Origin of the sequence: Streptomyces sp. HmicA12, assembly GCF_000373565.1 — a bacterium.
In the GTDB taxonomy this organism is placed as follows: domain Bacteria; phylum Actinomycetota; class Actinomycetes; order Streptomycetales; family Streptomycetaceae; genus Streptomyces.
This window is the reverse complement of record NZ_KB891812.1, coordinates 1-25,363: the sequence shown is the minus strand read 5'-3', so window position 1 is coordinate 25,363 and position 25,363 is coordinate 1. Positions and strand designations below refer to the sequence as shown.

Below are 25,363 nucleotides of genomic sequence, written 5' to 3'. Positions count from 1 at the left end.
TGTGCATGAATGCTGCGCAGCCTGCCCGTAAGCGTGACGGAGCCGCGACGCGCGAGGCGATCCTCGCCGCGGCCGTGGTGGAGTTCACGGAGCACGGTTATGCGAGGGCCGGGCTCCGGCAGATCGCGGAGCGGGCAGGCGTGACGGCGATGATGATCAACCGCTACTTCGGGTCGAAGGAGCTCCTGTTCGCCCAGGCGGTGGACCGGGCTTTCGGGCCGCCCGCAGTGATCGGTGACGACCGCCACGGTCTGGCGCATGCGGTGGCGCACACGCTCGCCGAGCGCACCGCGCGTGGTGCCGAGGAGCTCAATCCGTTCCTGCTGTTGCTTCGTTCCGCGCAGGACCCCGAGGCGACGGACGCTCTTCGCCGCGGGATCGAGGCGCACGTGGGTGCCCGTCTGGCGGGGCTGTTGGAGGGTCCCGAGGCGGAGGTGCGCGCCCAGCTCGGGCTCGCGCTGGTCGCGGGGACCTGGTTGCTGCGCACCGTCGTGGGTACGTCCGCCCTGGCCGAGGCCGACAACGAGGGCCTCGCGGATATTCTGGCGGGCATGCTCGAACCGCTCATCGGGGAGGCCGATACCGGGGCTTCGTAGCCCGGGTGCGGGCGGCGGCCCGCGGCGCGGGACGTGCCGCGCGCCGCGTGTCGCGTTCAGAAGGCGGAGCGGATGAGACCGCCGTCGACGCGGAGGGTGGCGCCGCTGACGTACTGGGCGTAGTCGCTGCACAGATACGCCACCGCTGCCGCGATCTCGTCCGGCTCGCCGAAGCGCTCCTGGTCGTTGGGGATGAGCGCGTCGACGGCGTTGGGCCGGATCTCCTCCCACGTGGCACCCCATCCGCGTGCGGGGCCGATCTCGGTGACGAGTTCCTTGGTGGCCTCGACGAGGATGGCTCCGGGCGACACCACGTTGGAGGTGACGCCGGTGCCCTTCAGGTCACGGGCCAGGGACACGGCGAGGTTGTGCCGGGCCGCCAGGGTCGCGTTGTACTGGGGGTGGGTGTTCATCGGCTGGGAGGCCAGACCGCCGCCGATCGTGACGACCCGGCCCCAGCTGCGCTCACGCATCGCCGGGACCAGGTGCTGGATCATCCGAACACCCGAGACCACGTTGACGTTGTAGGTGTCACGCCACTCGTCGGGGGGACGCTTCCGCCCACGACAGATGCCGGTAGAAGCCGGCGTTGTTGACGAGGATGTCGACGGGGCCGTCCTCGGTGGCTGCCCGTGCGACCTCGGCGGCCGCCGCGTCGTCCGCCAGGTCACCCAGCACCGTGCTCGCGGTCCCGCCGGCCTCGCGAATCTCCCGTGCGACCTTCTCCGTACGTTCCTTGTCCCGGCCGTGGACCACGATCGCGGCCCCTTCGGCCGCCAGCAGCTTCGCGGTGGCCTCCCCGAGTCCGACGCTCGACCCGGTGACGAGCGCGCGCTTTCCGGTCAGATTCAGGTCCATCCTGTGTGCCTCTCTTGAGCTCCCTGTGCCGTGAGGGCGGGGAGAATGACTCTCGAAAGAGAAGTATACAGCTGTAGACGTTTTGCGTGTCGGGGGTCGTGTCTCGGGCGTGGGGCGTTCGGTCGCGGGCGTTCAGGATCGTGGAGCGCATCGGCGGGGCGGGGGTTTGGCCGGCGGACGCGCGCTGGGTCGGCGATCGCTGTCAGGGGCTATCGCCGGGCTCGGAAGAGGATGGCGGGGGATTGGAGCGCGGCCAGGTGGACCTGCGCGACAGTCAGATGCTCTCGCGGTGCGGCACCGGGCGGGCTCGTCGGAGGCAGGTGTCGAGGTCATGGCCGCTTCAAGTTCTTGTTCCTGCTCTTCGCCGAGTGCGTCGCGTGTCGCCCCACTCTCGAGGTGCTCCATCAACCCGGCAGTGAGATCGGTTAGTTCACACGGTTCGCTTCGCGTCTTGCGTGAGGGGCCACGGCCGAGGTGGCGACGAAACCGACCGTGCCCTCGATATCGAGGTGAGGGCCGAACAGCGCACGCAGGACGGCGCACCGTAACCGTCGCCCGGTCGGCGTCCTTCCAGCGCGCTGACCGGGCGATGGTTGCGCAGCTCCCGGGTAATTCGCCGGGTCCCAACCACACCTGCTGCTCCGGGATGCGGAGTGCTGCCTGTATACGGACGCCGGTGTGGACGAGGGCAGGGTGAGCAAGGCCTGAGCGGGTGGTGACAAGAATCCGGGTGTCCTAACTTGGGTGTCCTAGTGTGATCCGACGGGTAGCCCGGCCGGAGCCGGTCCAACCTGGCTGCCCGTTCGAGGCGTTCCCGCTCGGCACGGTCGCCGTGCTGCTGCTCGGCGGCGCCGCCGGGGAGGCGGCCGCGCACCGGGCACGGCCGCGGTGACCGTACCGGGACGGCGAGCGTCGCTCAGCGGCGCCCGCCGCCACCTCCGCCACCCGTACGGGAGCCGTCGGTCGTGGAGGGGACACAACCCGAGCAGGACCCGGTGCCCTGCCGCAGATACCGGTGCTGGTTCGCCAGGTCGACCGCCGGCGTGAGCGACGTGTCCGCGGCGGGGGCGCCGAAACCGAAGCGGCCGTAGAAGGCGAGCAGACCGGCATCGGCGCGGGCGACAGCCGCCCGGGTGCGCTCGTAGGCGACGGCGGTCAGGCGACGGACGTCGATGCGCACCAGCCGGTCGCCGTCGGGCGGCTCCTGGCCGACTCGCTCGCCCCACCGCAGGAACACCTTCTTGACCGGTCCGTCCTCCACCATCCCGCCGAGATACTCCTTGACCAGCGCGACGACCTGGTTCTCGCCCAGGTCCATAGCGTCGAACGTGCGGGTGATCGCGAGGGAGGCGAGCTCGGCGAACCGGTCGGTCCGCTGCTCCCGTTCCGCGGCACTGCGCTGGGCCTCGTCGAGCTGGTCGAGCCGGCCGTCGAGTCCGTCGGCGGCTTCCGGTTCCGGTTCCGGCTCTGGCTGCTGCGCGGACGGTGCCGGGACGGGGGCGTCGGGCGTGATCGTGGCGCCCTGGAAACGGCCGACCTGCCGCGCGATGTCCAACGCCGTCCCGTTCACGGGCTCCCCGCGCCGCGACGGAGCGGCCCGCTGTACGGCCAGGACCACGTCCCTGAGACGGGCGGCGTCCCGTGGATGTGCCATGACGTGCCGATGGATCTCCTCGTACGCGGCAGCTGAGCCTTCGGCGTACTGCCGGCGCTGCACCTCCAGCGCGTACCTCTCGGCCACGGGATGCTTCCACACCCCCTCGGACACCGGAGCAAGGACGACGAGGAACAGCAGGGCGACCATGATGCCGACGTTGATCCCGGACAGGGACCGTCGACCGAAGTTGGCGGTGAGGCCCAGCGGCAGCCGCGCCCCGGCGAACCGGGCCGGACGCAGCCGGCTTCGGATCCGCGCGATGCGCTCCGGCGAGCGAAGGACGACATAACTGCCCACCGCCAGCAGCGTGTACGCCGCCAGCCAGTACAGCCAGTCCACCTCCGTCAGACCCTGGATCCGCTCCACCAAGGCGCGTACGACGGTGACTTGGGGTGGGGTGAACGACAGCATGTTGGCCAGCCACACCAGGAACACGGCGAGCACGAGGCCGAGTTCCACGGACACGACGATGTCGGCCGCGGCCTGCACCGCCGACCGCGGCGAGTCCTTCAGCCCGCGCCAGCCGCGCCAGGAGAGCCAGACGGCGAGCGGGAAGAAGAGCCCGGCCGCCGGCGCGGTGGTCAGCACGTCGCCGGAAACGAGTTGCTCGACGGCGAGGGCGACCAGGAACACCCCGGGAAGATCGGGAAGGTGCCGCACCACCGCGCGCTCGGCGGGGAGGCACCGCCGCACTGCGAGCAGCAGGGTCCAGCCGCCGAAGAAGAGCAGCACCACCAGCGGGACCAGACGGGAGGGGAAGGCGCGGAACAGCACGAACAGCAGGGCCACCGGCGGAGCGAGCACGCAGAACGCGAGGACGGCCGCGGCGAGATACCGGCCGTGGCGGAGCCAGCGGATCAGCGGTTCGAGGAGGAACGTACCCCCGGCTTGCGGCACGGCCATGGCCGCTGCGGAGAGCCCGAGGCCGAAGACCGCTCCGACGGCCGCACCCGGCACAGCCCTGAGAGCGGCGAGGAGCACGGATCCAACGCCGTCGATATCCGACCCGCTGCCGAGGCGCCAGGCCGCCCACAGGCCCACGCCGCAGGTGACTTACCAGGCAAGCTGCTCGGACACCTCGCTGTCCGCGTCCTGGTCGGCGCGGACGCCCGCCGCCGGGACGGTGACGGGCCGTGGTCCGCTGGCGCGCAGAGAGCCGACGGCGCCGAGGAAGACGTCCAGATCGGGCACCTGGTACTGCCGTCCCATGAACAGCGTCGGGAAGTCGCTGCCGCGAGAGGAGATCAGGAGGCCGCCGTCGTCCGTGGCGTCGAACGAGTCGATGTCCTCCCAGGCAGTGAAGTCGTCCCGACCGTGCCTGCGCCGCACGGCCAGCCCTGCCTGGCTCAACACGAAGTGTCCGAAGGCGACTTCGGCGCCGCCGAGAACCCTCTCGACGACTGCTGACGGTGGCTGGGCGCTCCTCACCCCCTGCACGATCGCCGGGCCCCACTCCTCCTCCCGCGGGAGCTGAGCGCCTCTGATCACCGTACGGGTGCGTACGCCCCGTATCCTCTCCCCGCCGAGCATGGGGCGACGGTCCGCAGCTCCGAGCGTGATGAGCTTCCCCTCGGGGTTGCACAACTTGTAGTGGTGCGCTCCGTTCGTGAACACGGTGGCCGATGCCCAGCGATAGACCGTCTCGCTGCCGTCCGCCGCGATCGCGGCGAGGCCGCGCTCGTACAGACGGAACTCCACGCGCGCGTGGCGCCGGTACCACTGCGCCCGGACGGCGAACGGCACCAACAGCGCAAGGCCGCCGACCACTTGGGCCGGGGTGGCGCCGCCCCGGCCCAAGAGCGCACCGAGGAGGAGCGTCAGGAGGTAGGCCAGCCCGGCGAACGGGATCAGGGCCAGCATGAGCCGGACGTACGCGGCGGGCCCTCTGTGCTGCGGGCGGTAGGCGCCGCGACGGCTCCCCAGCTCCGGATGCTCTTCCTCGGCCTCCGCATCCATGACCTCGTTCGTCCCGGGATCGCTCGGCACAACACCCCTTGGGAGATGGTCAGTTGATGTTGCGCCGCACGGTAGCACTGCCGCGGACCGGGAACTGCGGGCCACTTCGCTCCGGTGATCCGTCCGCGCAGTAGGGCTGATGAGCGTTTTGCCTCGGCAGGGGTGCTTGGCGTCGCCGGGTTGATCGAGGGGTTCCGCCGGCGCGACGGTGCCGGGTCTGGCGACGGTCGATGTCAGCGTCGGGTGAGAGGAGCACAGGATGCCTCTGCCTCAGCCTGCTGATCTGACCTCGCTGGTCATGCGTACTGACTGGGGTGCGGTTCCTTTGAAGGGATGACCGGTTCGATCTCGCGAACCGCCGAAATCAGTGGCCGTTATGAGGCGTCGGCGTAGGCCGGCCGAACTCCTCCGAGTACGCGAGAAACCGAGCGTGGTGCTGAATCCTCGGAAGGGAGCCCTCCGCGCAGATCGATCATTAGTGTCCGTCACATGACAATCATGAGGAAGTTTCAGGCGCGCCGGATGACAGTGGCACTGGTCGGCGCGGCGGCCGCGATGGTGCTGGGTGTGGGCGGGGCGATCGCCGTGACGGACCAAGGGGGAGCGGCCTCCGGCCGTACCACTGCGTCCGTGGATCCGTCCGACGGAGGAGGAAACGTCGGCGTCGACACCGGCGGCGGTGACGGCGGCTCCGATGGTGTGTCGGGCGGAACCGTCGGCGCTGACTCCGGCGGCGGTGACAGCGGCGTGGCCGGTGGCGTCTCGGGCGGCACGGATGCGGGAGGCTCAGGCGGTACCGACCCGACCTCGGAGCCGTCCGACCCCCCGGCCCCCACGGACGTGCCCACCACGCATCCCACGGCCCCCGCGGACCTCGACGAACTGGCGAAGCGCATCGACAGGCTGGAGAAGAAGGTGGATGAACTGCCCACCAAGAAGGAATTGGCCGATGCCCTCCGCGCCTTAGCCGACGCGCTGGAGCAGCAGGGCTGAGCCACCCGGGGCGCCGCGCGCCGCGGAACCGTCGCCTCCGGGAGACGGGCCGCGGCGGCGAGTGCCGGAACTGTGGTGTGTGTGAGGAATCCTCGAACGCGATCACGAGCTGGGTCAACTCGGTGCCGCCGCACAGCAAGCGGCGCGCGGCGCCGGTCGCTGGTACGTGTCTCCGGCGAGGTCGGAGCGGGGTGATCGCGGTGGCGGCGCGGGCGGCCAGGCTGTGCAAGATGGTGGTGGGGCGGGCGGTGACCCACGCTTCGGCGACGGCGGCGCCGGGCAGGTGGAAGGCGTGCGCTGCGGTCCAGATGTACTCGTTGATGTCGAGCAGGACATGCGCGGTGACGTGATGTCCCGGCGGTCGGCTTCGGCGTGGATCAGCTCGCGAGCGCCTGCGCCAGCGGCTACAGGGACGTCGACGCAGGAGAAGCCATGGGCCACCCCACCGACTTCGGCCTGTCCTTCCGGACCGCACAGGTGCCCCGCCGACGCAAACTCCCGCCCTCGGTGGGGCGCCTCACGTCACTGTCACGGTCAGGCGGGGTGCGGAAGCGGCTGGGACTGTCACAGGTCGGCCACATGAGCGCACATTCCCCCAGGCTTCACAGATGCTGATTCCTCAGATCCACATCTCAGGGGGAACATGCGCACCCGAAGCGTTATCGTCCTGGCCACAACCGGCCTATTCCTCGGCGCTGTCACGGCCTGCAGCAGCGACACGGCGAAGACTGCCCCCGAGGTCCGGGTGAGCGAGAAGTCCACGGCCTCAACTGCCGCGCAGGACAGCCCCAGCAGGCCTCTTGACCTCGGCACGGGCGCGCACTGGAGTGATACCGACTACGACGGCAGTCACATCAGCGGCACCACCACCGCGCTCGTCTACACGCAGCCCGTCAACGTCGAACTGCCCGATGAAGCCGCCGACTTCGAGAATCCCACATGGGCGGTACTCGAAGTAAAGGTCTGCGCGGACGCCAGGAGCACCACGGTCCTCGTGGCGCAGGATCCGTGGGCCCTCGGCTTCCCCGATGACACTCGTCTCAACGCCCCGCTGCTGTCCGGTGGCGGCGTGCCCAAGCCCGAATACCCCACCGGCGACGGTGGCCGCGTCACGGCCGGCACCTGTCTGCGAGGAAAGATCACCTTCTCGCTGGAACACGGTAAGCGCCCCGACACGATCATTTACGCGCCCGAAGGCCGCGACCCAGTGGAGTGGGTAGTCCCCAAGACGTGACGCGGCCGCCATGGCGCACAACCCGCGCAGCGAGCGGCTCGACCGCTACATGAGTGCCCTCGACCTGTGGGGCGGAGTTTGTGCGTCCCGAGCGGGGCAGGCTCGCTCCGGCACGCCAGGCGTCGTGTCCGGACGACAGCGCGGGCCCAGCGTGTTCGGCCGGGCCCGCACGTAGCTACTTCGCTCAGTGGCGCGGCCCGTTGCGGCCGAACTTGCCCTCGCCGGGCATGCCGTCGTCCTTCGGGCCGTCGAACTCGATCTTTTCCTTGCGGACGGTGCCGGAGACTTCCTTCGTTTCCGTGACCTTCTGGGTCTCCAGGCGAACACGCTCGACGGGAACGGTTTCCTTGCGGACGACCGGGCGCTCCGCGTGCAGCGTCACCTCGGTCTCCGCCTCGCTGATCGAAGCCTTTTGGACGTCGCCCTCCCGAATCGGTTCGCGTACGACACGGACCTCTTCGTGGGAGACGGGCACCGACGTGGTGACGTTCTCCGTCTCCACCACCTTGCGCAGGTGGGCACGGCCGACTTCCTGTTCCTCAACGCCGACGCGCAGACGTTCCTCGGAGCGGATGAGCTCGTCGGCCTTGCTGTCGCCGCCGACGCCCGGCCCGGACCGCAGGGCCGGCTCCCGTGCGGCGGCACCCGCGTGCCGCCCGGTCTCCGGCTGCGTCGCGGCGGCGGCACCCATGGCGCCCGCCGCGCCCACGCGGCCTGCGTCGGCCTGGGGCGGCCGCTGCGGTCGGGTGTCGGCGGTGCCCGCCGAGGCGCGCGACAGGCCGTAGTGCGCGTACAGCTCGTGCTTCTCGGACTCCTCGAGGTGCCCGTCCGCGTCGACCCGCGGCGCGTCCTTGACCGCTTCCTTCGTGTAGCCCACGTTGAGCCGCTCGTCGTCGTGCGTGGCGCCCCTCAGAGGCACGAAGGTTTCCTTCATGCCGAAGAGGCCAGTCTTGACCGTCACCCAGTCAGCCCTGCCGGTCCTGTCATCGAGGTAGACCCGCTCGACGCTGCCGATCTTTTCCCCGGTGCGGTCGTAGGCGGTGAGCCCGGCGAGGGAATCGGGGTTGTTGATCTCGCTCTGCGTCATGCGTGATCACTCCCTTCGGGACATGGAGGCGGCTGGTGGCCGCCGCTGGGTCCATGTGCCTCGTCTCCATCGCGCGGCGAACAAGGGGAGGCCGCAACAAGGAGCATCACTCGGCGTAGCCATAACGCCTGTTCGGAGGGCGTTTGCCGCCTCGTTCCGGACCGCGGGACGTGGTTGATCCGGGCATGTTGAGCACAGCCATACGGGTGAATGGTTGGCGTTTGCCACTCCGGCGGCCGAGCGCATTGCGTACACGGGTTCAGAGTGTCTTGACGGTGCCCCCGTCGATGACGTGGTCGGCGCCGGTGATGTTGCCGGCGACGTCGGAGAGGAGGAACACGATCAGCGCAGCCACCTCTTCGGGTTCGGTGATCCGTCTGGTGGTGATGTTGAAGGCTTCCGGGATCTGCCGGAGGAATGCGGCGTGTTCCGCTCCGGCTCCGGCCGCCACCTTGCCGCCGAATCCGTCGGGGTCCTCCCATATGGCGGTGCGGACCGCTCCAGGGGAGACGGTGTTCACGCGCACCCCGTGAGGTCCGAATTCCTCGGCCAGGGATTTGCCGAGCGCGGCGAGGGCGGCCTTGGCCGCGCTGTAGGCGACCGGGCCGGCTGCGGGCATCCGGGAGTTGATGGACGAGACGTTGACGATCGATCCACGGCGCTCGATCAGGCTGGGCAGCGCCGCGCGGGTGGCGCGGACGGCGCTGAAAAGGTTGAGGTCGAGAACGCGGGTCCACCGGGAGTCGTCGGTGTCGAGGAAGCCGACAGGCTCCACGTCGTCTCCGGCTCCGACGTTGTTCACCAGCAGATCGATGCCGCCCAGTTCGGTCAGGGCACTGTCCATGAGGGTGGCGACGCCGTCGGCGGTGCTCAGGTCGGCCGAGACCGTGTGTGCGCCGGTTTCCTTCAATTCGGGCGTGATGGCGCGGGCGGCGCCGACGACGCGGACGCCTTCGGCCGTGAGCGTTCGGACGGTGGCGAGCCCGATGCCCCGGCTTGCGCCGGTGACGACGGCTGTCTTGGCGGTGAGGTTGAGGTGCACGGCACTCCAGTTCTTGAACTTCAGGTACAAAAAGTGGACGGAATTCGCTCCGCGTGGAGCGCGTGCTGCAGTTGGGGTTGGTTCAGGTCACAAGGAATCGACCGTCGCGTCGATCACCCGGATCAGCCGATCAGGGCTTTCGGTGACGCGTGCCATGAGTCGCAGACCCACGACCGTGTTCAGCAACAGGCTCCCCCAGGCGGCAGGATCACATTCCGGCGCGATCTCCCCGGAGCGCTGCCCCTCTTCGATCAGCACGCGGAAGGCGCCCTCGGTCCGGGCGAACATGCGCTGGACGAGTTCGGTTGCCACCCGGTCCGTTCCGGCGAGCTCTGCTGCCGTGTTCACGGCCATGCAACCCCGGCGGTCCGGGTCGGCGAGGTCCATCTCGGCAAGGGACTTCAGTGCCTTGCGCAGGCGCTCCTTGACCGGGCCCGGCTCCTCGAGCATCTCGATGAGAGCAACGGCCTGACTGTCGCGGTAGCGGCGAAGTGCCCGCTCGAACAAGGCGTGCTTGCTGCCGAAGGTGTTGTACAGGCTGCCCTTGCCGATGCCGATCGCGTCGACGAGGTCCTGCGGCGTGGTGGCGGCATACCCCTTCCGCCAGAACACGTCCATGGCGTGCTCGACGGCGACATCTGGATCGAACTGCTTGGGCCTTCCCATGATCAGAACACTAGCATCGTTCTTGACCTTTAAGTCAAGAACTGGGATCCGGAAGACCTTCTCGGATCACGGAGATGCGATGTAGGTGTGCGTGCGGGCGCAGGGGGGGGGCAAAGCCCATGGCCCTACGCGGCGTTGGGCGAGGCCGTATTGCAGACCACCGCGGCAGCAACGAGTTTCTGCCAGCGGGCGGGTGACCGGCCCACCGGCGAACAACTGCTGTTCCGCCCTCTGCACGACTTGAGGAAGGAACACCTCGTATGAGTACCTTGAAAGTCCTGATCGCGGGCATGGGCTACCCCGGATCACGCTTCCTCAGCGCCCTGCGCACCCTCGACCATGTTCCGGGCTCCGACGTCTAGATCGCCTGCCACTCCCGGCGCCGCACCCGCGACGATCTCCCTTGCTACAGCTCCCTCAAAGAGGCAGTCGTCGACTTCGCTCCTGATCTGGTCATCGTCGCGGTCACCGACTCCGCCCACGCCGAGATCCTCACTGGACTGGACGGCTACACAGTGTTCGTTCTCACCGAGAAGTCGCTCACCTCCCGTCACGACGGTCTCGACGCGGTGACCGCTGCCCTGCGCCACACGTCCGGGTCCGCCATGTACCTGGTGGAGCGATACGCCGATGTCACCGTCGCTCCGCGCCAGTATCTGCGCGCATGATCGGACGCTCGTGCGCGCACAGGCGACGTGGGGCAAGGACCGCAGCAACGACCATCGGCCACGCTTTTACGCCAAGGGCTCTTGCGGGCGGTGCGTGCGGCCCGAGCGGGCAAGTTCTCACAACGGAAACTGGGACGACTGGACAGCGCCTCCGGGCCACGGGCCGGAACGTCTGACCACACCGCGTACAGGCCACCGCACCTCCGGTGCGCCGGTTCGCCTGAACTCGCGTGCCACTGCAGAGCGTTTCACCGCGCTCCGCGCCGGGGTATGGGCGTGAGCGAAGGAGCCTCGGGAGCGCAGCCCGGGGTGCTGGCGTGAGGGAGTCTGACCGTCATGGGCATACGCGGACTGGTTCGCACCGTCCGGCGCGTGGTCGTCGTCGACCGCGACGAGCAGCGGCTGGCGGCGATGCGGCGGCACCCCGCAGGCAAGGGTCTTCGTCCCGGGCCCTGATCCGGCACGGCCGCGGAACGCGCGCGGGTGCAGGGCCCGCAGCACTACGTGGTCGGGGTCCGCCGGCGCGGCTCCGCGGGGCGTCTGCGAAGGGATCTGGGCCGCAGGCGGCTTTCGGGCCGGGCGCGCTGCTGCGGAAGTATTCAGGCTGCATCAGTACGCAGCCTCTGCTGCGCCATCCGCTGGCCGGTGTCCGGTCACGCTCCTGAGCAGGCCAGGCGTCCGGCGCTGACGATGTGTGCGCTTCATCGTGGGCAGGCGCGGGACGGCCCGAGCTTCGAGGGGAAGGCTTGGGCCGCCGGTCGGTTGTGCCCAGCGCCTGCCTGACAGGCCGTGTCAAGTCAGGATCGCCGTCAGGGCACTCGTGGTCCGGGCGGGAGGCCCGGGTGGAGTTCGGTGGAGTGGGTCTGGTCCGCGGGACGCCCGTTGCCGACCGCAAGTGTGCGTGCAGGGCGTTCAGCCCGATACCGGGCGGCAACGGTGCCTACGGCCTGATCGAGGACCACTCGACTGTGCGGAGCAGACTCCAACTGACCCGCCGGAGTCCGGCTGACGTTGCCACTACGGTGCTGCTCGAGGTGGGGTGACGCGTGTTCCTTGCATTGGGCGCGTCACCTCACCTCATCTGAACTCACGACGATGGGCGCTGTTTCTGCGTGAGCGCCAAGAACGCTTCCACCGTTTCGGTGGGTGCCGCGAAGGGCTTCACTTCGGACATGAGCTCCTGCAGCGCCTGCTGATAGGAGCCGAGCATCCGCGCTTGCTGCAGATCGGGGCGATCGGGGTTCGCTGATGCGGCCACGTCCTCGGCGGAGTTGAGGCACTGCTCCGCGCGACGGACTGCGATCCCCAATGCCATATGGCTCGCAAGGATCCGGTTCTCGGCCTTGGGCGAGGGGGCCTCGTCCAGGCCGTCGTCCGAGGTGGTCACTTTTTCGGCGGTGTTCATGCGGTGGTCAACGAGCCCGCGGACCGGGGAGTTACTCCATACGGGCCATCTGACGATCGTGGTGACGCTGTACGGGCTCCCGAGCGGGGGTTTGTCGTGAGAGCTGCGTGACTGGCCGAACTGGGCCCTGTGCCTGGAAGAGGTCAACATTCATGGCAGTTGTCCACAGGTTCTGGGCATCTCGTGCCAAGCACGGAAAAGGCTCCTTCTGCTGTGCGGTGGCGATCGATGGAATGAACCTGTTCGCGCAGCGGGACGACGGCACTGCAGTGGAACGCTTCGCTGTCCCGCAGGCCGTCCAAGACGATGAACACGTTCGGCGACGTCCATCAGGTCGGCCCGGACCTGGCAACCCTGCTGGAGTTTGTGACAGCGGGGAGACTTCGCCAGAGGCCGATCGGCGCGGTTCCTGGGAACGTGTTGCCGAGGCCGCCCAACCACTGCTGGACCGGCGCACCGCAGGCAAGGCGGTCCTGGATGTACAGCCATGGGCGGCCGACTGACCGACCGGAACCGGGCGGCGTGCCCAAGAGGACATGCCGCCCGGCTGGTCACCGCCGCCAGTGTCACCCTGCTGTCCCGGATCGCCGCCGCCCACCCGCACGTCCGCAGGGCCTGGGGGGACGCCGGCTGTCATACCACCGCCATCAACCACGGGGCTCGCCCGGCGCCCGCGGGTTCACGATCATTCCGCGGCGGTGGTCCATTGAGGCAGCATCGGTCGGGTCATGCACCACCGCACTGGAGCGGAACCTGACCCGGGGCCGCACTCCAACCCACGGCCGAACACTCGGTGAGCGCGCGGCAGCCGGCGGCGAGGGCGGTACTGGTGCGGAGTCAGATGCCGCAGGAGGAGGCGGACCAGTAGCGCGAGCTCTGGCTGCCGAGGTGCGCGTGGTCGCTGTGGCCGGGGTAGCCCGGGCCGAGGATCTCGTTGAAGCCGTGGTTGCGGGCCTGTTTGACGATCTCGCAGAACGACGGGGAGCCCACGAGGTCGATGCCGCGGCCGGAGAGATGGTTGCTGCCCGAGGCGCCGCCGACCGCGCTGTTGCAGGAGTAGGAGCGGAAGCCGCTGCTGGTGGTCAGGGCGCGGTCGCCGAGGGCGTGGCGCAGGGCCTCCAGCTTCCACATCTGCTGCAGGGCGTTGGCCTTCGCGGCCGCGGCGGACACGGCGCCGCCGGACCAGTCGGAGTTGCAGCGGTTCATCTCGCCGTACGTGAAGTGGATCGGTGTGCAGTCGCCGTCCTGCAGGGCGTAGATCTTGCTGAAGGTCTGAGAGCCAGCGATGCCGTCGGCGGACAGCCCGTACGCCTGCTGGAACCGGGTGACTGCGGCCTTGGTGCCCGGACCGAACTCCCCGTCGATGGCGAGCACCCCGCCGTATCCCGGGTATCCGGCGACCCGGATCTGCAATTGCCGTACGTCCTCGCCGCTGGCGCCCTGGCTGAGGGTCCGGTTCCAGGTGTAGCAGGTGTCGGCGTGGGCGGTACCCGTGGTCACCGCCGAGCCGAGCGTTGTTAGTGATGCGAGCATGACAAGCGTGAGCAAGGCGCGTACATGACGTCTGAGCACGGTGCCTCCTGATGGGAGGAAAGAGTGGGACACCGACAGTGTCCGACCAGTGCTACGCGCGTCAATAGGGCCTGTGGGGAACACTCGTGGTCTTCGGGGTGACGTGCCGACCGCCTTCCCCTCGCTGCCCGGTGCGGCGAACCTGCGCGCTCTGGGGTAAGGCGGCTGATGGTCAGCGTGGTGTTCTCGCTGAGTGTTTGGTCCGTTGGTTGGTGTTTGGTCCCTGGTTAGGTTCCGCGCCAGTTGGGGGTGGCCTCGCCGGTGAGTCTGCGGGCCATGAGGTCGATCATCGCGAGGTGGATCATGGCTTCGGAGCGGTGTGGATGGGTCTCGTAGTCACGGGTGAGTCTGCGGTGGTGCATGAGCCAGCCGATGCTGCGTTCGATGGTCCAGCGTCGCGGGATGATCGTGAATCCCTTGGTTCCTGGCGGCCGTTGGACGGGGTGGACGTCGATGCCCAGGCGGGCGCCGTGGTTGATGGCGGTGGTGCGGTAACCGGCGTCCACCCAGGCCTTGCGGATGTGGGGGTGGGCGGCGGCGATGCGGGACAGCAGCGTCACGCCGGCCGCGGTGTCGGACACGCTGGCGGCGGTGACCAGCACGGTCAGCAGCAGGCCGAGGGTGTCGCAGCCCAGGTGCCGCTTGCGGCCGATGATGCGTTTGCCGGCGTCGGTGCCCTGGTCCGCCAGGTGCACGTTGGCGGAGGTCTTGATGGTCTGGGAGTCCAGCACGCAGGCCGACGGCTCCGCGTGGCGGCCCTCGGCCTCGCGGAGCAGGCGGCGCAGCAGGCCGGTGAGCTGCTCGAACACGCCGTCGGTCTGCCACTTGGCGAAGTAGCCGTACACCGTGGCCCAGGGGGCGAAGTCGTGGGGCAGGTAGCGCCAGGGGATGCCGGTGCGGTCCACGTACAGGATGGCGTTCATGATCTGCCGCAGGTCGTGTTCGGGCGGGCGGCCGATGTCCAGGGCGTCGCGGCGGCGCCGAGTCCGCCAGGCGGTGAGGACCGGTTCGATCAACAGCCAGCGTTCGTCGGACAGGTCGCTGGGATACCCGTCGCGCGGGGTCATGTGTCCGATGTACCGCGCGGCGAACGGCCCGACCAGGGGGGCAAAGGCCAGGGACACGGGGCGAGTTGGGGTGAGACGGGAGGTGCTGGAATGAAACAGCCCTCTACCGCCACATCGCAGCCCCTCCCCTCGCTGGCCCCTCCAGCCTCAACCTGGCCGGGCCATCAAACCGCAATCTATCGCCGTGAAACAGCACCAAACACTCAGTCAGTACGTGTGTGACATCGCAGAGAGGTGCGTCAGCGCAGTGCGGCACGTTCATCGACGTGGTGAGTCGGTGTGCCCAGGAAGTGATCGGTCGGTGCCGGGCCGTTGGCGAGGTTGAGTGTGTCGAGGCGGTAGGTCCACCCGTGCGTCCCTGCGAAGCGGTAGTTGACCTGCCAACGGAGCCATTCGCCGCGGGCGAGGCGGACTGCCGGGGGACGGCGCCACCTGCGCGGCATCCCGAACGGCGTGACAGTCAGCTGAACGCGGAGCAGGCCGTCTGACTCCCGGAGAAGGACGCCAGCGTCTGAGCTGGCATCGGGTAGGCCCGCAAGTACTTCGCATCGGGGCTGGAAGTCGTCGGTTTCGCGCATGAGCACGTTGTGTACGAATGGCGGTGTCGTGAGAGGCAGGGGAAAGGCTGTGGGGGCCTTGTTTCGATGCGCGGCCGCGAGCCCGCCGCGGGACTGTTTGGTCCATGACGTGCGGACCCACTGCACCACTATTTCCGTGACGCCGATCCTCCGACACGACTGTGACCTGCCGCTACTTTGTTTGTCTGGGTCCGCCTCGGCGGGCGAGTTCGCGTCGGAGGTCGAGGTTCTCGCCGTGGGCTTGTTCGAGGGCGTCTCGCAGTGCCTGTACTTCCTATCGGTGTTGCTTGTTCAGGCGGGTGATCTGGCCGGTCAGGGCGAGGACGAGGGCGCTCTGCTCGTCGGCCGGAGGTGCCGGTGCGGGAACCGGCCGGGCCTGAGCCCGCAGCCGTTCGACGCGTCCTCGCAGGTGAGGGTGGTTGTAGAGGAACGCGTGAGAGACGCCGGCCTCGCGCTGGACGGCCTGGAAGGTGATCGGATCACCACGTTTGACCAGAGTGCGGATCGCCTTCTCGGCCGCGGCGGTGTTGGCCTGGGACTTGGCCTTCGCGGCGGTGGTGAGGGTCAGTGTGCCCGTGACCACCGACAACACTGGGTACGGGCGGGCAACGATCGCATCGCGGACGGTTTGCAGCGGTCGGTACGACTGCTGTGCCGGTGCCTGTTGGCAGACCGTCCTCGTAGCATCCGCTCGTGAACCTCGAACCCTTTCTGTCCCGCGGCATATCCCTGCCGCCTGGACGCGTGATCACCTCGGATGAAGGCGACGGTGACCTGCAGCCCCTGTGGCTGACCGACAGCCCCGCATCTCCCGACCTGTGGGCGCAGCTGCGCGCCGAACATGCCGCCTCCGGGCTGTGGCCGTTGTTGCTCGACTCCCTGGACCCACGCGGCGCAGACTTCCGGCCCTGGGGCTGCGGTGAACTGTCTCCCGAGCGCATGTCTTCCCCCGACGACCACGATGCCGAGGAACTTCTCGCCCGCTGGTGGCAGGACTACACCGCCACGGACGAAGACGACGACCTGCTCACCGCCGAGGAACGCATGGCCGTCACCGCTCCCTTCGGCCGGACCTGGCCTGGCACCGCGCCCGGCCGCGCGATCTCCGCGAACCCCGATGGAATGGCCGAGCAGTACGCGCGAGCCTTCCTGGCCCAGAACCCGCACGCACGTCTCGGCCTCGTCTCGGCACCCCGCGGAGCCGACGCTCTCTCCGCCGTCGGGTGGGACGGACCTGCCAACTACGAGAACGACACAGCCACCTTCTCTTCCGTCGTCCGCGGCTGGGAGGACCGCTTCGGTGCGCGAGTTGTCGGCATCGGTTTCAGCACCCTCCACCTCAGCGTTGCCGCACCACCCAGCGGACTCGAGGAGGCCCTGGCCATTGCCGCCGAGCACTTCGCCTTCTGCCCCGACAACATCTGGCAAGGCGCGCACCGCGACGTGGTCGCGTATGCCGAGCACCTCATCGATCTGAACTGCTGGGAGTTCTGGTGGGACTGACCATGGACAACGACCGCTTCTGGCAGCTGATCGACCAAGCCCGCCGCCTCGCCGCCGACCCGGCCGATGCCGGGGCCGTCGCCACCCACGCCACCACCCTCCTCGCCGACCACCAACCGGCTCAGATCCTCCAAGCGGAGCAGATCCTGTGGGACCTGATGGCCGCCTCCTACCTCGCCCCGCTGTGGGCCGCCGCGTACCAGATCAACGGTGGCTGTTCCGACGACGGCTTCGACTACTTCCGAGGCTGGCTCATCGCACAGGGACGCGCCACCTTCGAGCAGGTCATCAACGATCCGGACAGCCTGGCCGACCTTCCTGCCGTCAAACAGGCGGCTGCAAAGGGCTGGGACCTCGAGGGAGAAGCGATCCTCCCCATCGTCTGGAACGCCTACCGGGCCGCCACGGGAAGCGAGCCACCAGCCGATAACTTCACAATCCGCTATCCCGAGCTCGACCCGGAATGGGACTTCGACTTCGGCGACCACGAACGCATCGCCCGACTCCTGCCCCGTACCGCGGCCCTGTACCCCGCCTGAGCCGGGGGCGACGATCACACTCGCGACCGGCAGCGTCATCGCCGAAGCCCGCCGTCTGACAACTCACTCCAGCCCACCTGCCGAATCGGCAACCCATCGTCCGAGGAACAAGCACCAATCGAACCGGTAAAGATCCTCCATCGGCAGGTCGCCCGGCAGCTGCAGGGGCGGGAAACGAGCGCGGCCGCTGCCCGGCAGGAGCGGCTGCGTGAGCAGACGGCGGCCGCGGCCGCCGCAGCGGCGTACCGGGCCCTGCCGTGCCGGACCTGCGCCACGCCCCAGCACCGACAGATCCCTGCGGGAGTCGGTTGGTGCCGTCGCTGCCCACACTGCGCGCACCGGGGAAGAGGTCGTGATCCCTCTGCGCCGCGCAACCTGAGCAAACTCCACAGCCATAGCCATGTATGTGAGGTCGATGAGCACCGCTTCTGAGAACGGCGCTCATCAACCTCACGTACATGATTCGACCACTGAGCACGGCAGGGGCGGGCCTTTGTGCCGGGACCGGACGGGCATTTCACACTGCGGATCACCGAGACAGGGGAGTGGGGGCTGGTGGCAGCGCGACGGCGCCGGCGGCTGCGGAAGCGGAAGCGGACGCGCAGGCAGTTACAGGGCTGGGGGCTCGTGGCGGCGACGGTCGTTGCGGTGTGGATGGCGGGGAACTGGGCGACGGTGTGGCCCGTGCTCCTGGCCGTGCTCGCCATCCTGATGGCTGGCGGGGTCGGGTGGGGCCTCGTGCGGGCACACCGGTCCGCGGTCGATGGAGCCCGGCAGTGACGCCAGCAGGAGGAGGCGAAGGCGCGGGAACTGTCCATGGCCGAGGTCGATGCCCTGACCTGGCAGGATTTCGAGAAGTACATCGCTGACCTGTGCCGTCGGGACGGCTGCACCGACGTGGTCGTCAGCGGCAAGAGCGGCGACCTGGGCGCCGACGTCGTCGGCTACCTAGCCGACGGCCGCAAACTCGTCGTCCAGGTCAAGAAGTACGCGCCCGAACGCAGCGTGCCCTCACCGGACATGCAGAAATTCGTCGGCACCGCCCGCCCCGAGCACGGCGCGGACGTCGCCCTGTTCGTCACCACGTGCCACGCGTTCACGAAGGCCGCGCTCGGCCTGGCCATGCGCCAGGACGTCGTGGCCCTGCACCGCGACCTGCTGGGAGCCTGGGTCAAAGGCGCCCATCTGGAGACACTGATCCCGTTGAACGGGAGCGGCGGCGGTACGCGGCGCCCGCCCGCCTGACCGGACGGCACGCTGCTCCTGTGCGCGACACAGGGTGAACGCCCTCGTCAACGCAGGCCCGGCCACCCTCGCCATCCTGGGCGCCAGTCTCTGCCTGCTCAGTCTGATCATCGGCGTCGCCTGGACCGCCAACGGCATCGTGCAGGCTCAGAACCGCACCCATATTCCGGCCTGCATCCGAGCCCTCGGCGACCTCGTGCGCGCCTTCCGCTGATAGAGCTTCCAGCCCCCGCCACGTGAGCCCGTCCATGAACAGGCGCACTGAACCGTCCAATCGCCGGACAGTGTGGATCCACGCGCCCCCTGTGCACCGGCAGGGTGGGTAAGAGCACGCTTCCGCTCAACGAAACCCTGGGTAAATGGACTTCACGGCAACATGCCGAGGCCCCCGGTGCAGGACTACCGGCTTCCCAACCTGCCCGCACCGGGGGCCACCCCACCAGAACCCTGGAAGGAGAAGTACGTGACCGTACCTCAGTGTGCATGCCCCCGACAGCGGGCGAACACACGGCGCGAACGAGTGGCACGTCATCGTCATCACCGTCACCATCACCGTGATCGTGCTCGCGTGCGCCGGAGTGAGCCCCGACTGGATCGCCGCCGCAGCAGCGGTCCTCGGCGCCCTCGCCCGCAAGTAGCGACACAGCGCCCCGGCCCACGGGGCCGGGGCGCACCTACTCCCGCGATGGCACCCGGGCGGCCAGGCTAAGGCCCCAGGACCCGCCGGCCAGGACCTAGTGGGAGGTCGCCCGGTGCCAGGTCCGAACGGTCTGTTCGGTCGCGGGCTGCGGGGTGGTTTCGGTGACCTGGCCGTGCATGCCGTGCGGGTCGGCGAAGGAGAAGGTGGCGAACACGTAGGAGTGCCCGGCTTTGAGCTCGGTGCTGCTGTTTTCCACGGCGACCTGGAGGTCGCCGCGCACGGTGCCCTTGTGGGTGGTGTCGACGCGCACCGGATAGACGTCCCAGTCGAAACCGTCGATCCGGCGATGGTCCTCGGCGCCGAGTACGGTCGCGGTGAAGACATCGTCGGCGGTCTGGGAGACCTCTGCCGGATCGTCCGGGTCGTAGGTGGTGAGCGACTCCGTCTCGATGGGGGTGGCGGCCCATTGCTGGTAGCCCAGCCAGCCTGCGCCGGTCAGGATCGTGGCCACGGCGAGCGCGCCGGCCAGGGCGGCGATTCGGGTACGGGTCATCCGTTCATCCCCAGAGCTTGTGGTAGTTGCTGCGGTCCTTGTCGGCGGGCAGAGCGTTGGTGGGGACGTCCTCGAGATCCTTGGCCATCAACGTGGGATACCAGCTGGGGCTCTTGTGACAGAAGCCGAGCGCGTGTCCCAGCTCGTGGGCGGCCACCATCCGCCGGTACATGTCGTCGCCGTACCTCTTGCCGCTGTCGAGGTAGGCGCGGTTGAGGTAGAGAGTGTCGGCTCCCGGGCCCGAGGCGTACTGGCCCAGAACGTTCTTCCACTTCTCCCGCGTCGAGTTGACGTCCTGCCACTGCAGGTCGGCGATCGAGGAGGCGTCGTCGGGTCTGAGTTTGACCTGCGTCAGACCGTGCGTACTCCACGCCTTGTTCGCATGCCGGAAAGCGTTGTTGAACTTGGTCTCGTCCTCCCAGCGCACTTCGTGGCCGTCCACGGCCGAACGGCCGCGAGAGTCCTTCTGCCCGCCCACGCACCTGGCCGGAGCGGCCGCCACCGCGACAGAGGGCGGCTGCGGCAGGGCAAACAGGGAGGCAGCCACCACGGCAACGCCCCACCCGAGTTCGGTCGTCATGAATCTCCCAGACGGCAAAGGCGGACAGCGGACGGTTTGCTGCTCGTACCCTCGATCGGGCGAGCGCGTGCAGCGCGCAAGGGCCTCTCCCGGGGGCGGTCGCGTGCCAAGAGCGCGCCGAGGAGCCACCGATCGAAGCCCGGCCCGGGCGGCGCACGGCAAAGTCGCCCCTCACGCGCAGAGGCAGCGTGACCTTCGTAGCCCGACCGAGGCTGCCGCGTCCCTGGAACACCAGCAGCGTTCACCCGACAGAGGTGTTAGTCAGCCGGTCACACAAGGCCCGCACAGCGCATCCGGCGACGCCCGACGGGGGAGCCCGTTTCCGCTCCCCATCGGCCCGCACTACCGCGGTCTCGAAACGCGCGGAGTTGCGCGGGCCCGACACGGCCGACCCCGCGGTTACGCGGCGGATTTCGCGCCCAGGGGAGTGAACGTCCCGCAGGGGAAACCGGCTTGGCACCGGCATCGCCAATACGAAGAGCAGGTCCTCCCGGCTCTTTTCGGAACGGACCCATGCGCCTCCTCCTCTCCGCCGCCCTCACCGGTGGCGTTCTTGCCGCCCTACTAGATCCCGCCGCCCAGGTGGCGCCGACCGGCCCAAAGCCTCTGGGGCAGCCCGGCGACATCCTGACGATGCCGGTCACGGACGCGCTGAAAGTCCTCCCTGCGGAGTCGGAGCGCCGTAGCGGCTACGAGCGATCCCACTTCCATATCGCCGAAGCCGAGCGTGCTGATGTCGTCGCCCCACAGGCCTCCTCCGGGCAACCAGTTGATGTAGCGAGTGCCGTCGCTGTCCAACGGTTGGTCGGGAGCAGCGTCGCGGCGATCACGGTTAGGAGGCATGCGGCCAGCAGGAGCTGTGCGAGGACCGGGACGGCGTGGTCTCAGCCGGCCCCACCCCGAGCTGCTGACCAACGCCTCAAGAGCGCGGCCTGACCAGTGGACGGTGCTCCGGGCAGGGACGTTGCGGGGCCCTGCCCAGTGGAGGACGCTGGCCCCGATACGAGGAGGCCGTCATGGGCTGGGTCGACCGCGAACACATTCCCGCCCTTGAGCAGGACTGGCGGTACGCGCGACTCCTCAACCTCACCAAACGCCTCCTGGAGGCCGAGGTGCCCAAGTGCGGCAACTGCCAGGGCGGCAGCATCACCGTGCGGGACGCAGACGGGAACGAGACCACCGTGCCCTGCGGGCAGTGCGACGGAACCGGAGAGACCGGCAACCCAGCCGACAACGAGGACAATGGAGAGGCCGGAGAACGGCAGTAGTGCTGCGCGCGGGCCAGACTTCGACGTACGCGACCAGAACCACGGTGCCCAGCGCGGTCGGCACATAGACGACGCGCACCTGATCGTGCACGAACTCACAGTGAAGAAGGACGGCTTCGCCTCGACGGAGAAGCGCGGGCGGGCCACCATCCCCGGCACCCAGAACAGCGGCGCCTTCCATACCTCCCCGGCCCCCGCATGGCGCATGCTGGACAACGACCCGTTCTACCTCAGCAACCCCGGCTTTGAGCACTGCACTTCTACCAGTACCACCTGCACCTGGCAGAAGATCGGCTAGCGGCCTGTGACGTGTGGGGACGGATAGCCGTCCCCACACGGTTCATCCAACAACCGGCTGCCACAGGGCTTGTCCATCCGCATCGTTGGGCGGGCCCCACACGAGCGCACCTTCTATCAGCCCGGGCTTGCCCCCCATGGCCAAAGAAGGCGTCTCCAGCACATCGGCCATCTCTTCCAAGTAGTCCGTGAGCGAGTCGAATTCGACCTGCCGCTCTGCGAACTCACTCCAGGACCAGAGCCTTCCTGTCTCGGCCTCCAGGCACAGGCCATACACATAGTCCTCTGCCCCGAACGAGAAGACGGGGATCCATGCGGCTCGCCACAACGCGACCCCTTCGCCGTCGCCTCGCCGCCGGCTCAAGTCCAGGGCGCGCTGCTGCAACAGCATCTGCTCCTGGTACACGGCAACGACCGCGTCGAATCTCATCGGCGCCCGCTCCTTCAGCATGAAACTCGCGGCGGGGACAGGACGCGTCCCAGCGCACCGTCGCCAGAACGTTCTCAGTCCCACGGGAATGCGTACGCCAAGTTCCCGCTCAAGGGCATCGATCTCCTCTTCCGACGCACCGGGCAACAACATGTCCACCGTCGCGGGAGCATGCAGCCGCAGCCATGTCTCGATGCGCTGCCACGCATCATCGACCTGCCGCTCCTCGATGCTCTGCACACGCTCCATGTGATCACTCACGGCCGCCACGCTATCGCTCGTACATCCCTGCAGGCCCGCCGCGAAACAACACGCACCGCATACCGTGCTCTGGCCCCCCGCCGCCTTCGGACTGAGAGCGGGTTGGCTCTCAATGGAGCCTTCAGCAGACCCGTCGCCGGACCGCTACGCCGTCGTCAACACGATGTCCTACCTTGCCCGGCGACTCCTGCGACCGAGAAGCACCGGCGCTGGTGGGCCTCGGCTGGGCGTTCAACCAGCTTCGTCCTGCGACTACGGATGGCGTACGGCGGCCGTCACCGCCATCTCCAGCTCGTGCGGAACTGCCGAGTACTTCGCGAACGCCGCGTCCCGCCAGGTCACCTGGGCTCGTGCCACTGCGCATGCTGCTCTTCACTCCAGCCGTCACCCTGGGGCGGGCGCCCGAATCGTTCCTCCAGCTCGCGGACTTGCTGGTACGCCGCAACGGCGGCCTGCAGCAGTTGGATCATCTCCGGGTGGCGTTCCCCGTGCTACCACGCGGTGCCGGCTGGTTCTACGAGCCGAAGTTCGACGGTTCTCCAGACACATGAAGTTGTCTCATCCGAGCGACACCACGGCATCTCCCAGCGCACCTTCGCCCCGCGCCGGAAGCCTGCACAGGGCCTGGGCGGAAACTCATATCTGGAGGCACGTGAAGTTGCCCAGGCTGTCTTTGAGGGCGACCACACTCAACCGGCAAGCCCGTTGAGTAGGCGTACTCAGGCGCATGGTGGGGGTGCCGCATACCGTCGCAGGATGGCCATGAAATCGATGCGGCAGGCTGCCAGCTCGAAGGCAAAGCGTGGCGGCTACGTGGCGGGTAACGCGCTGTTCCGCGTGTGGCTCGTCCTCACGTACCCCCTACCGGAGTCGGCTCGCTGGTTCCCTCTCTGGTTTGGGGCCGTGATTTGGAACGGAAAGAACGGCAACGGCGGCGTCAGCCGCCTACTTCGCCTGCGCAGCTCAACGAGGTAGTGGGTGAGTTTGTAGCCGCGATACCTCGCTGCTGCGATCGCGCACGCGCCTTTCTCGGCGAGGACCTGTCTCATCTCTCAAGCCGCTCTCCGGAGCCGCCTCGTCCGTACTCGCGACGGCCCATGAGACACGTCAAAGTCTGGAGAACGACGGGGACCGGTCGGTGCTGCACCGGACGGCGGAGACCGTGCGGATCCATGCCCGGTCGGGGCAAGAGACCACGCTGTGCAGTGGACAGGTGCCCGTGGACGAGGGTGGGCAGGGCGCGCAGCAGGCTGATCGGTTCCGGGCCCCACTCGCGGGCCTGCGCGGTGTCGGTGAGAACGTGCGTACGCTGGCCAGCGGCCACTCAGCAGGGGCCGACGCCCGTCCTGACAGCCCCGCGTGCCCGAGACAGCGGGCGAAGGCAGGGCGGAGCGGCTGCTGCTTCTGGCATGTCCGGTGAGTCACAGACGCCAGCTGCGGATCTTTTCGGCGCAGGCGAACACGTCGGCCCCTGCGCGTACCTCGCGGGCGAGGTCGATGAAGCCGCCGTACGGCTCGGCAAGCTCTTCGCCGGAGGCCTGCATGTAGGAGACGTACGTACCCGAAGGTCAGGGCAAGGTGCCCTGGCACCGGTTCAGCGACTTCGCGATCACCGACGCGCTGACCGGGCACGTCGACTTCTCGACCGGCAACCTGATGCTGACGGCCACCGACTTCTCGATCGCGGGCGTCGGCCAGAACCTCACCCTGGCGCGCACCTACAACTCCCTCGACGCGCCGTGGGGCAAGGTGTCGCAGCGGTGGTGGCAGCAGTACGAGCGCTACCTCCAGATCTCCGACAGTGAGGTCGTCCTGTATGACGCCTCGGGTGACAGTCTGGGCTTTGCCCCGCTACGTGGACATCTGTGACCTATGCGGCCAGATTCAGGCTACTTGATGCGATCGTTTGCCGTTCGAACTCGACCGGGCTGAGATGGCCGAGGGCAGAGTGACGGCGCCGGTTGTTGTACCAGGCAAGCCCGGAGAACACGCCATGCGGGCCTCGGAATTCTGCAGCCAGCGTTCCCCGTGAAGTAGTTCTCGTTTGATGCTGGCGAAGAAGGATTCCGCCAGCGCATTGTCGTAGCTGGAGCCAACTCGCCCCATGGAACGGCGAATTCCATGCCTTCTGCATGCCACGGCGAGGGCAGCCGACGTATATTGCGTGCCGCGATCCGAGTGGAACACCACGCCGTCGACGGATCCGCCACGGATCGCGACAGCGGCCTCGATGGCATTGATGACCAGTTCGGCCCGCATGTGCTCGGCCATGGACCAGCCGACTGCCCGCCGCGAATGCATGTCGATGACGGTGGCGAGATACATCCAGTCGTTCCCGACCGGCAGATACGTAATGTCTCCGCACCAGCGCACATCCGTTCTGGGCGCGGTGAAGTCACGCCCCACCAGGTCCGGGGCCTTGGGTGCTCGCGCGTCTTGGACCGTGGTCCGCTTGCCCTTGCGCAAGTGACGGCCGGTCATGCCGGCGGCCCGCATCAATCGCGCGACCCGCTTGTGATTCACCACCGGACCTGATTCCCGCAGCTCACGCGTGATCCGGGGAACGCCGTAGGCGCCCTTGGTGGCGGTGTGAATGCTGCGGATCTGCTCGGTCAGCGCCGCCTCGGTCGCTGCTCGGGCCACCCGGGCGGGCTCGGCGGCCCGCCAG

Annotated in this window: 28 protein-coding genes and 2 pseudogenes; 14 read left to right on the top strand and 16 right to left on the bottom strand. The window is 68.5% G+C overall.

What is annotated here, in order from left to right; genetic code table 11:
- Positions 1-5: 5 nt before the first annotated feature.
- A complete protein-coding gene (locus tag B072_RS0122280; RefSeq protein ID WP_202538068.1) occupies positions 6-596 on the top strand; it encodes a TetR/AcrR family transcriptional regulator in 591 nt (196 codons plus the stop codon).
- Between the two features lie 56 nt (positions 597-652).
- Here the strand turns inward: B072_RS0122280 and B072_RS49650 are convergent, their stop codons facing one another.
- Together B072_RS49650 and B072_RS49645 are read right to left on the bottom strand one after the other, a co-directional pair.
- A complete protein-coding gene (locus B072_RS49650) occupies positions 653-1,093 on the bottom strand; it encodes an SDR family oxidoreductase (protein WP_267880638.1) in 441 nt (146 codons plus the stop codon).
- Between the two features lie 34 nt (positions 1,094-1,127).
- On the bottom strand, positions 1,128-1,454 hold the full coding sequence (locus tag B072_RS49645; protein WP_267880637.1) for an SDR family NAD(P)-dependent oxidoreductase: 327 nt from the start codon (positions 1,452-1,454) through the stop codon (positions 1,128-1,130).
- Between the two features lie 754 nt (positions 1,455-2,208).
- On the opposite strand from B072_RS49645, the gene B072_RS48295 reads away from it, so the two are divergent.
- Positions 2,209-2,346 carry a hypothetical protein gene (locus B072_RS48295; protein ID WP_018532195.1) on the top strand — a complete coding sequence of 46 codons (138 nt, stop codon included), beginning with the start codon at positions 2,209-2,211 and terminating at the stop codon, positions 2,344-2,346.
- A 24-nt stretch (positions 2,347-2,370) separates the two neighbouring features.
- Here B072_RS48295 and B072_RS0122270 read toward each other — a convergent pair whose 3' ends face one another.
- On the bottom strand, positions 2,371-4,092 hold the full coding sequence (locus tag B072_RS0122270) for a hypothetical protein (protein WP_158689227.1): 1,722 nt from the start codon (positions 4,090-4,092) through the stop codon (positions 2,371-2,373).
- 72 nt (positions 4,093-4,164) lie between these two features.
- The gene (locus B072_RS0122265) at positions 4,165-5,097 is read right to left on the bottom strand and encodes a hypothetical protein (RefSeq protein WP_158689226.1); all 933 of its coding nucleotides are present in this window, start codon (positions 5,095-5,097) and stop codon (positions 4,165-4,167) included.
- A gap of 492 nt (positions 5,098-5,589) precedes the next feature.
- Here B072_RS0122265 and B072_RS0122260 point away from each other — a divergent pair, with 492 nt between their 5' ends.
- The gene (locus tag B072_RS0122260) at positions 5,590-6,060 is read left to right on the top strand and encodes a hypothetical protein (protein ID WP_234018907.1); all 471 of its coding nucleotides are present in this window, start codon (positions 5,590-5,592) and stop codon (positions 6,058-6,060) included.
- A 643-nt stretch (positions 6,061-6,703) separates the two neighbouring features.
- Positions 6,704-7,294, top strand: a complete 591-nt coding sequence (locus B072_RS0122250; protein WP_018532191.1) for a hypothetical protein — start codon at positions 6,704-6,706, stop codon at positions 7,292-7,294.
- 184 nt (positions 7,295-7,478) lie between these two features.
- On the opposite strand, the gene B072_RS0122245 is transcribed toward B072_RS0122250, so the two are convergent.
- From B072_RS0122245 to B072_RS0122235, 3 genes are all read right to left on the bottom strand, one after another.
- Positions 7,479-8,381 (bottom strand): DUF2382 domain-containing protein, encoded by a 903-nt coding sequence (locus B072_RS0122245; protein WP_018532190.1) that lies wholly within the window; start codon positions 8,379-8,381, stop codon positions 7,479-7,481.
- Between the two features lie 259 nt (positions 8,382-8,640).
- Entirely contained in the window at positions 8,641-9,423 is a 783-nt protein-coding gene (locus B072_RS0122240; RefSeq protein WP_026246158.1) for an SDR family NAD(P)-dependent oxidoreductase, read from the bottom strand.
- An 87-nt stretch (positions 9,424-9,510) separates the two neighbouring features.
- Complete coding sequence (locus B072_RS0122235; RefSeq protein WP_026246157.1) at positions 9,511-10,089, bottom strand: TetR/AcrR family transcriptional regulator; 579 nt, start codon at positions 10,087-10,089, stop codon at positions 9,511-9,513.
- Positions 10,090-10,604: 515 nt separating this feature from the next.
- On the opposite strand from B072_RS0122235, the gene B072_RS48290 reads away from it, so the two are divergent.
- Positions 10,605-10,757: a hypothetical protein gene (locus B072_RS48290; RefSeq protein WP_018532186.1), complete on the top strand. Its 153-nt coding sequence runs from the start codon at positions 10,605-10,607 to the stop codon at positions 10,755-10,757.
- Between the two features lie 1,087 nt (positions 10,758-11,844).
- On the opposite strand, the gene B072_RS43770 is transcribed toward B072_RS48290, so the two are convergent.
- The 4 genes from B072_RS43770 to B072_RS43765 all read right to left on the bottom strand — a co-directional run bounded on the left by B072_RS43770 (position 11,845) and on the right by B072_RS43765 (position 15,962).
- Positions 11,845-12,162: a hypothetical protein gene (locus B072_RS43770; protein WP_018532183.1), complete on the bottom strand. Its 318-nt coding sequence runs from the start codon at positions 12,160-12,162 to the stop codon at positions 11,845-11,847.
- 837 nt (positions 12,163-12,999) lie between these two features.
- On the bottom strand, positions 13,000-13,734 hold the full coding sequence (locus tag B072_RS0122205) for a D-Ala-D-Ala carboxypeptidase family metallohydrolase (protein WP_086020384.1): 735 nt from the start codon (positions 13,732-13,734) through the stop codon (positions 13,000-13,002).
- A 227-nt stretch (positions 13,735-13,961) separates the two neighbouring features.
- On the bottom strand, positions 13,962-14,801 hold the full coding sequence (locus tag B072_RS0122200; protein ID WP_026246154.1) for an IS5 family transposase: 840 nt from the start codon (positions 14,799-14,801) through the stop codon (positions 13,962-13,964).
- Positions 14,802-15,653: 852 nt separating this feature from the next.
- Complete coding sequence (locus tag B072_RS43765) at positions 15,654-15,962, bottom strand: DUF6262 family protein (RefSeq protein ID WP_199791077.1); 309 nt, start codon at positions 15,960-15,962, stop codon at positions 15,654-15,656.
- A gap of 110 nt (positions 15,963-16,072) precedes the next feature.
- Between B072_RS43765 and B072_RS0122190 the strand changes: the two genes are divergently transcribed.
- The 5 genes and pseudogenes from B072_RS0122190 (at position 16,073) to B072_RS48285 (ending at position 19,304) form a co-directional block, all read left to right on the top strand.
- Positions 16,073-16,882, top strand: a complete 810-nt coding sequence (locus B072_RS0122190; RefSeq protein ID WP_043244476.1) for a DUF4253 domain-containing protein — start codon at positions 16,073-16,075, stop codon at positions 16,880-16,882.
- A 2-nt stretch (positions 16,883-16,884) separates the two neighbouring features.
- The gene (locus B072_RS0122185) at positions 16,885-17,421 is read left to right on the top strand and encodes a DUF4240 domain-containing protein (RefSeq protein ID WP_026246152.1); all 537 of its coding nucleotides are present in this window, start codon (positions 16,885-16,887) and stop codon (positions 17,419-17,421) included.
- Between the two features lie 654 nt (positions 17,422-18,075).
- Positions 18,076-18,666: pseudogene (locus tag B072_RS46680) on the top strand (restriction endonuclease).
- A 34-nt stretch (positions 18,667-18,700) separates the two neighbouring features.
- Complete coding sequence (locus B072_RS0122175) at positions 18,701-18,880, top strand: hypothetical protein (RefSeq protein WP_018532175.1); 180 nt, start codon at positions 18,701-18,703, stop codon at positions 18,878-18,880.
- A 265-nt stretch (positions 18,881-19,145) separates the two neighbouring features.
- Complete coding sequence (locus B072_RS48285; RefSeq protein ID WP_018532174.1) at positions 19,146-19,304, top strand: hypothetical protein; 159 nt, start codon at positions 19,146-19,148, stop codon at positions 19,302-19,304.
- Positions 19,305-19,400: 96 nt separating this feature from the next.
- Here B072_RS48285 and B072_RS0122165 read toward each other — a convergent pair whose 3' ends face one another.
- Both B072_RS0122165 and B072_RS0122160 read right to left on the bottom strand, forming a co-directional pair.
- Complete coding sequence (locus B072_RS0122165; RefSeq protein ID WP_018532173.1) at positions 19,401-19,859, bottom strand: hypothetical protein; 459 nt, start codon at positions 19,857-19,859, stop codon at positions 19,401-19,403.
- Between the two features lie 4 nt (positions 19,860-19,863).
- Positions 19,864-20,439 (bottom strand): hypothetical protein, encoded by a 576-nt coding sequence (locus B072_RS0122160; RefSeq protein ID WP_158689225.1) that lies wholly within the window; start codon positions 20,437-20,439, stop codon positions 19,864-19,866.
- A 1,016-nt stretch (positions 20,440-21,455) separates the two neighbouring features.
- On the opposite strand from B072_RS0122160, the gene B072_RS0122150 reads away from it, so the two are divergent.
- Together B072_RS0122150 and B072_RS48280 are read left to right on the top strand one after the other, a co-directional pair.
- Entirely contained in the window at positions 21,456-21,707 is a 252-nt protein-coding gene (locus B072_RS0122150) for a hypothetical protein (protein ID WP_018532170.1), read from the top strand.
- Positions 21,682-22,005, top strand: a complete 324-nt coding sequence (locus B072_RS48280; RefSeq protein WP_158689224.1) for a hypothetical protein — start codon at positions 21,682-21,684, stop codon at positions 22,003-22,005. Before B072_RS0122150 ends, B072_RS48280 begins: the two co-directional genes overlap by 26 nt.
- A 42-nt stretch (positions 22,006-22,047) precedes the next feature.
- Here B072_RS48280 and B072_RS0122140 read toward each other — a convergent pair whose 3' ends face one another.
- Positions 22,048-22,695 carry an SMI1/KNR4 family protein gene (locus B072_RS0122140; RefSeq protein WP_234018901.1) on the bottom strand — a complete coding sequence of 216 codons (648 nt, stop codon included), beginning with the start codon at positions 22,693-22,695 and terminating at the stop codon, positions 22,048-22,050.
- Positions 22,696-23,045: 350 nt separating this feature from the next.
- Here B072_RS0122140 and B072_RS48275 point away from each other — a divergent pair, with 350 nt between their 5' ends.
- Positions 23,046-23,246: a hypothetical protein gene (locus tag B072_RS48275; RefSeq protein ID WP_158689223.1), complete on the top strand. Its 201-nt coding sequence runs from the start codon at positions 23,046-23,048 to the stop codon at positions 23,244-23,246.
- A gap of 870 nt (positions 23,247-24,116) precedes the next feature.
- Here B072_RS48275 and B072_RS49640 read toward each other — a convergent pair.
- On the bottom strand, positions 24,117-24,239 hold the full coding sequence (locus B072_RS49640) for a hypothetical protein (RefSeq protein ID WP_018532165.1): 123 nt from the start codon (positions 24,237-24,239) through the stop codon (positions 24,117-24,119).
- Positions 24,240-24,273: 34 nt separating this feature from the next.
- Between B072_RS49640 and B072_RS0122120 the strand changes: the two genes are divergently transcribed.
- A complete protein-coding gene (locus B072_RS0122120) occupies positions 24,274-24,564 on the top strand; it encodes a DUF6531 domain-containing protein (protein WP_018532164.1) in 291 nt (96 codons plus the stop codon).
- Position 24,565: 1 nt separating this feature from the next.
- Here the strand turns inward: B072_RS0122120 and B072_RS49260 are convergent.
- Positions 24,566-25,363 (bottom strand): annotated as a pseudogene (locus B072_RS49260) (IS3 family transposase); the annotation flags it as partial.

What these genes read in the sequence shown, in the direction of transcription:
- B072_RS0122280 (WP_202538068.1), top strand. Translation starts at nt 6, where the DNA reads ATGAATGCTGCGCAGCCTGCCCGTAAGCGTGACGGAGCCGCGACGCGC.
- B072_RS49650 (WP_267880638.1), bottom strand. Translation starts at nt 1,093, where the DNA reads ATGATCCAGCACCTGGTCCCGGCGATGCGTGAGCGCAGCTGGGGCCGG.
- B072_RS49645 (WP_267880637.1), bottom strand. Translation starts at nt 1,454, where the DNA reads ATGGACCTGAATCTGACCGGAAAGCGCGCGCTCGTCACCGGGTCGAGC.
- B072_RS0122260 (WP_234018907.1), top strand. Translation starts at nt 5,590, where the DNA reads ATGACAGTGGCACTGGTCGGCGCGGCGGCCGCGATGGTGCTGGGTGTG.
- B072_RS0122250 (WP_018532191.1), top strand. Translation starts at nt 6,704, where the DNA reads ATGCGCACCCGAAGCGTTATCGTCCTGGCCACAACCGGCCTATTCCTC.
- B072_RS0122245 (WP_018532190.1), bottom strand. Translation starts at nt 8,381, where the DNA reads ATGACGCAGAGCGAGATCAACAACCCCGATTCCCTCGCCGGGCTCACC.
- B072_RS0122235 (WP_026246157.1), bottom strand. Translation starts at nt 10,089, where the DNA reads ATGGGAAGGCCCAAGCAGTTCGATCCAGATGTCGCCGTCGAGCACGCC.
- B072_RS43770 (WP_018532183.1), bottom strand. Translation starts at nt 12,162, where the DNA reads ATGAACACCGCCGAAAAAGTGACCACCTCGGACGACGGCCTGGACGAG.
- B072_RS0122200 (WP_026246154.1), bottom strand. Translation starts at nt 14,801, where the DNA reads ATGACCCCGCGCGACGGGTATCCCAGCGACCTGTCCGACGAACGCTGG.
- B072_RS0122185 (WP_026246152.1), top strand. Translation starts at nt 16,885, where the DNA reads ATGGACAACGACCGCTTCTGGCAGCTGATCGACCAAGCCCGCCGCCTC.
- B072_RS0122165 (WP_018532173.1), bottom strand. Translation starts at nt 19,859, where the DNA reads ATGACCCGTACCCGAATCGCCGCCCTGGCCGGCGCGCTCGCCGTGGCC.
- B072_RS0122160 (WP_158689225.1), bottom strand. Translation starts at nt 20,439, where the DNA reads ATGACGACCGAACTCGGGTGGGGCGTTGCCGTGGTGGCTGCCTCCCTG.
- B072_RS0122150 (WP_018532170.1), top strand. Translation starts at nt 21,456, where the DNA reads ATGGGCTGGGTCGACCGCGAACACATTCCCGCCCTTGAGCAGGACTGG.
- B072_RS48280 (WP_158689224.1), top strand. Translation starts at nt 21,682, where the DNA reads ATGGAGAGGCCGGAGAACGGCAGTAGTGCTGCGCGCGGGCCAGACTTC.
- B072_RS49640 (WP_018532165.1), bottom strand. Translation starts at nt 24,239, where the DNA reads ATGCAGGCCTCCGGCGAAGAGCTTGCCGAGCCGTACGGCGGCTTCATC.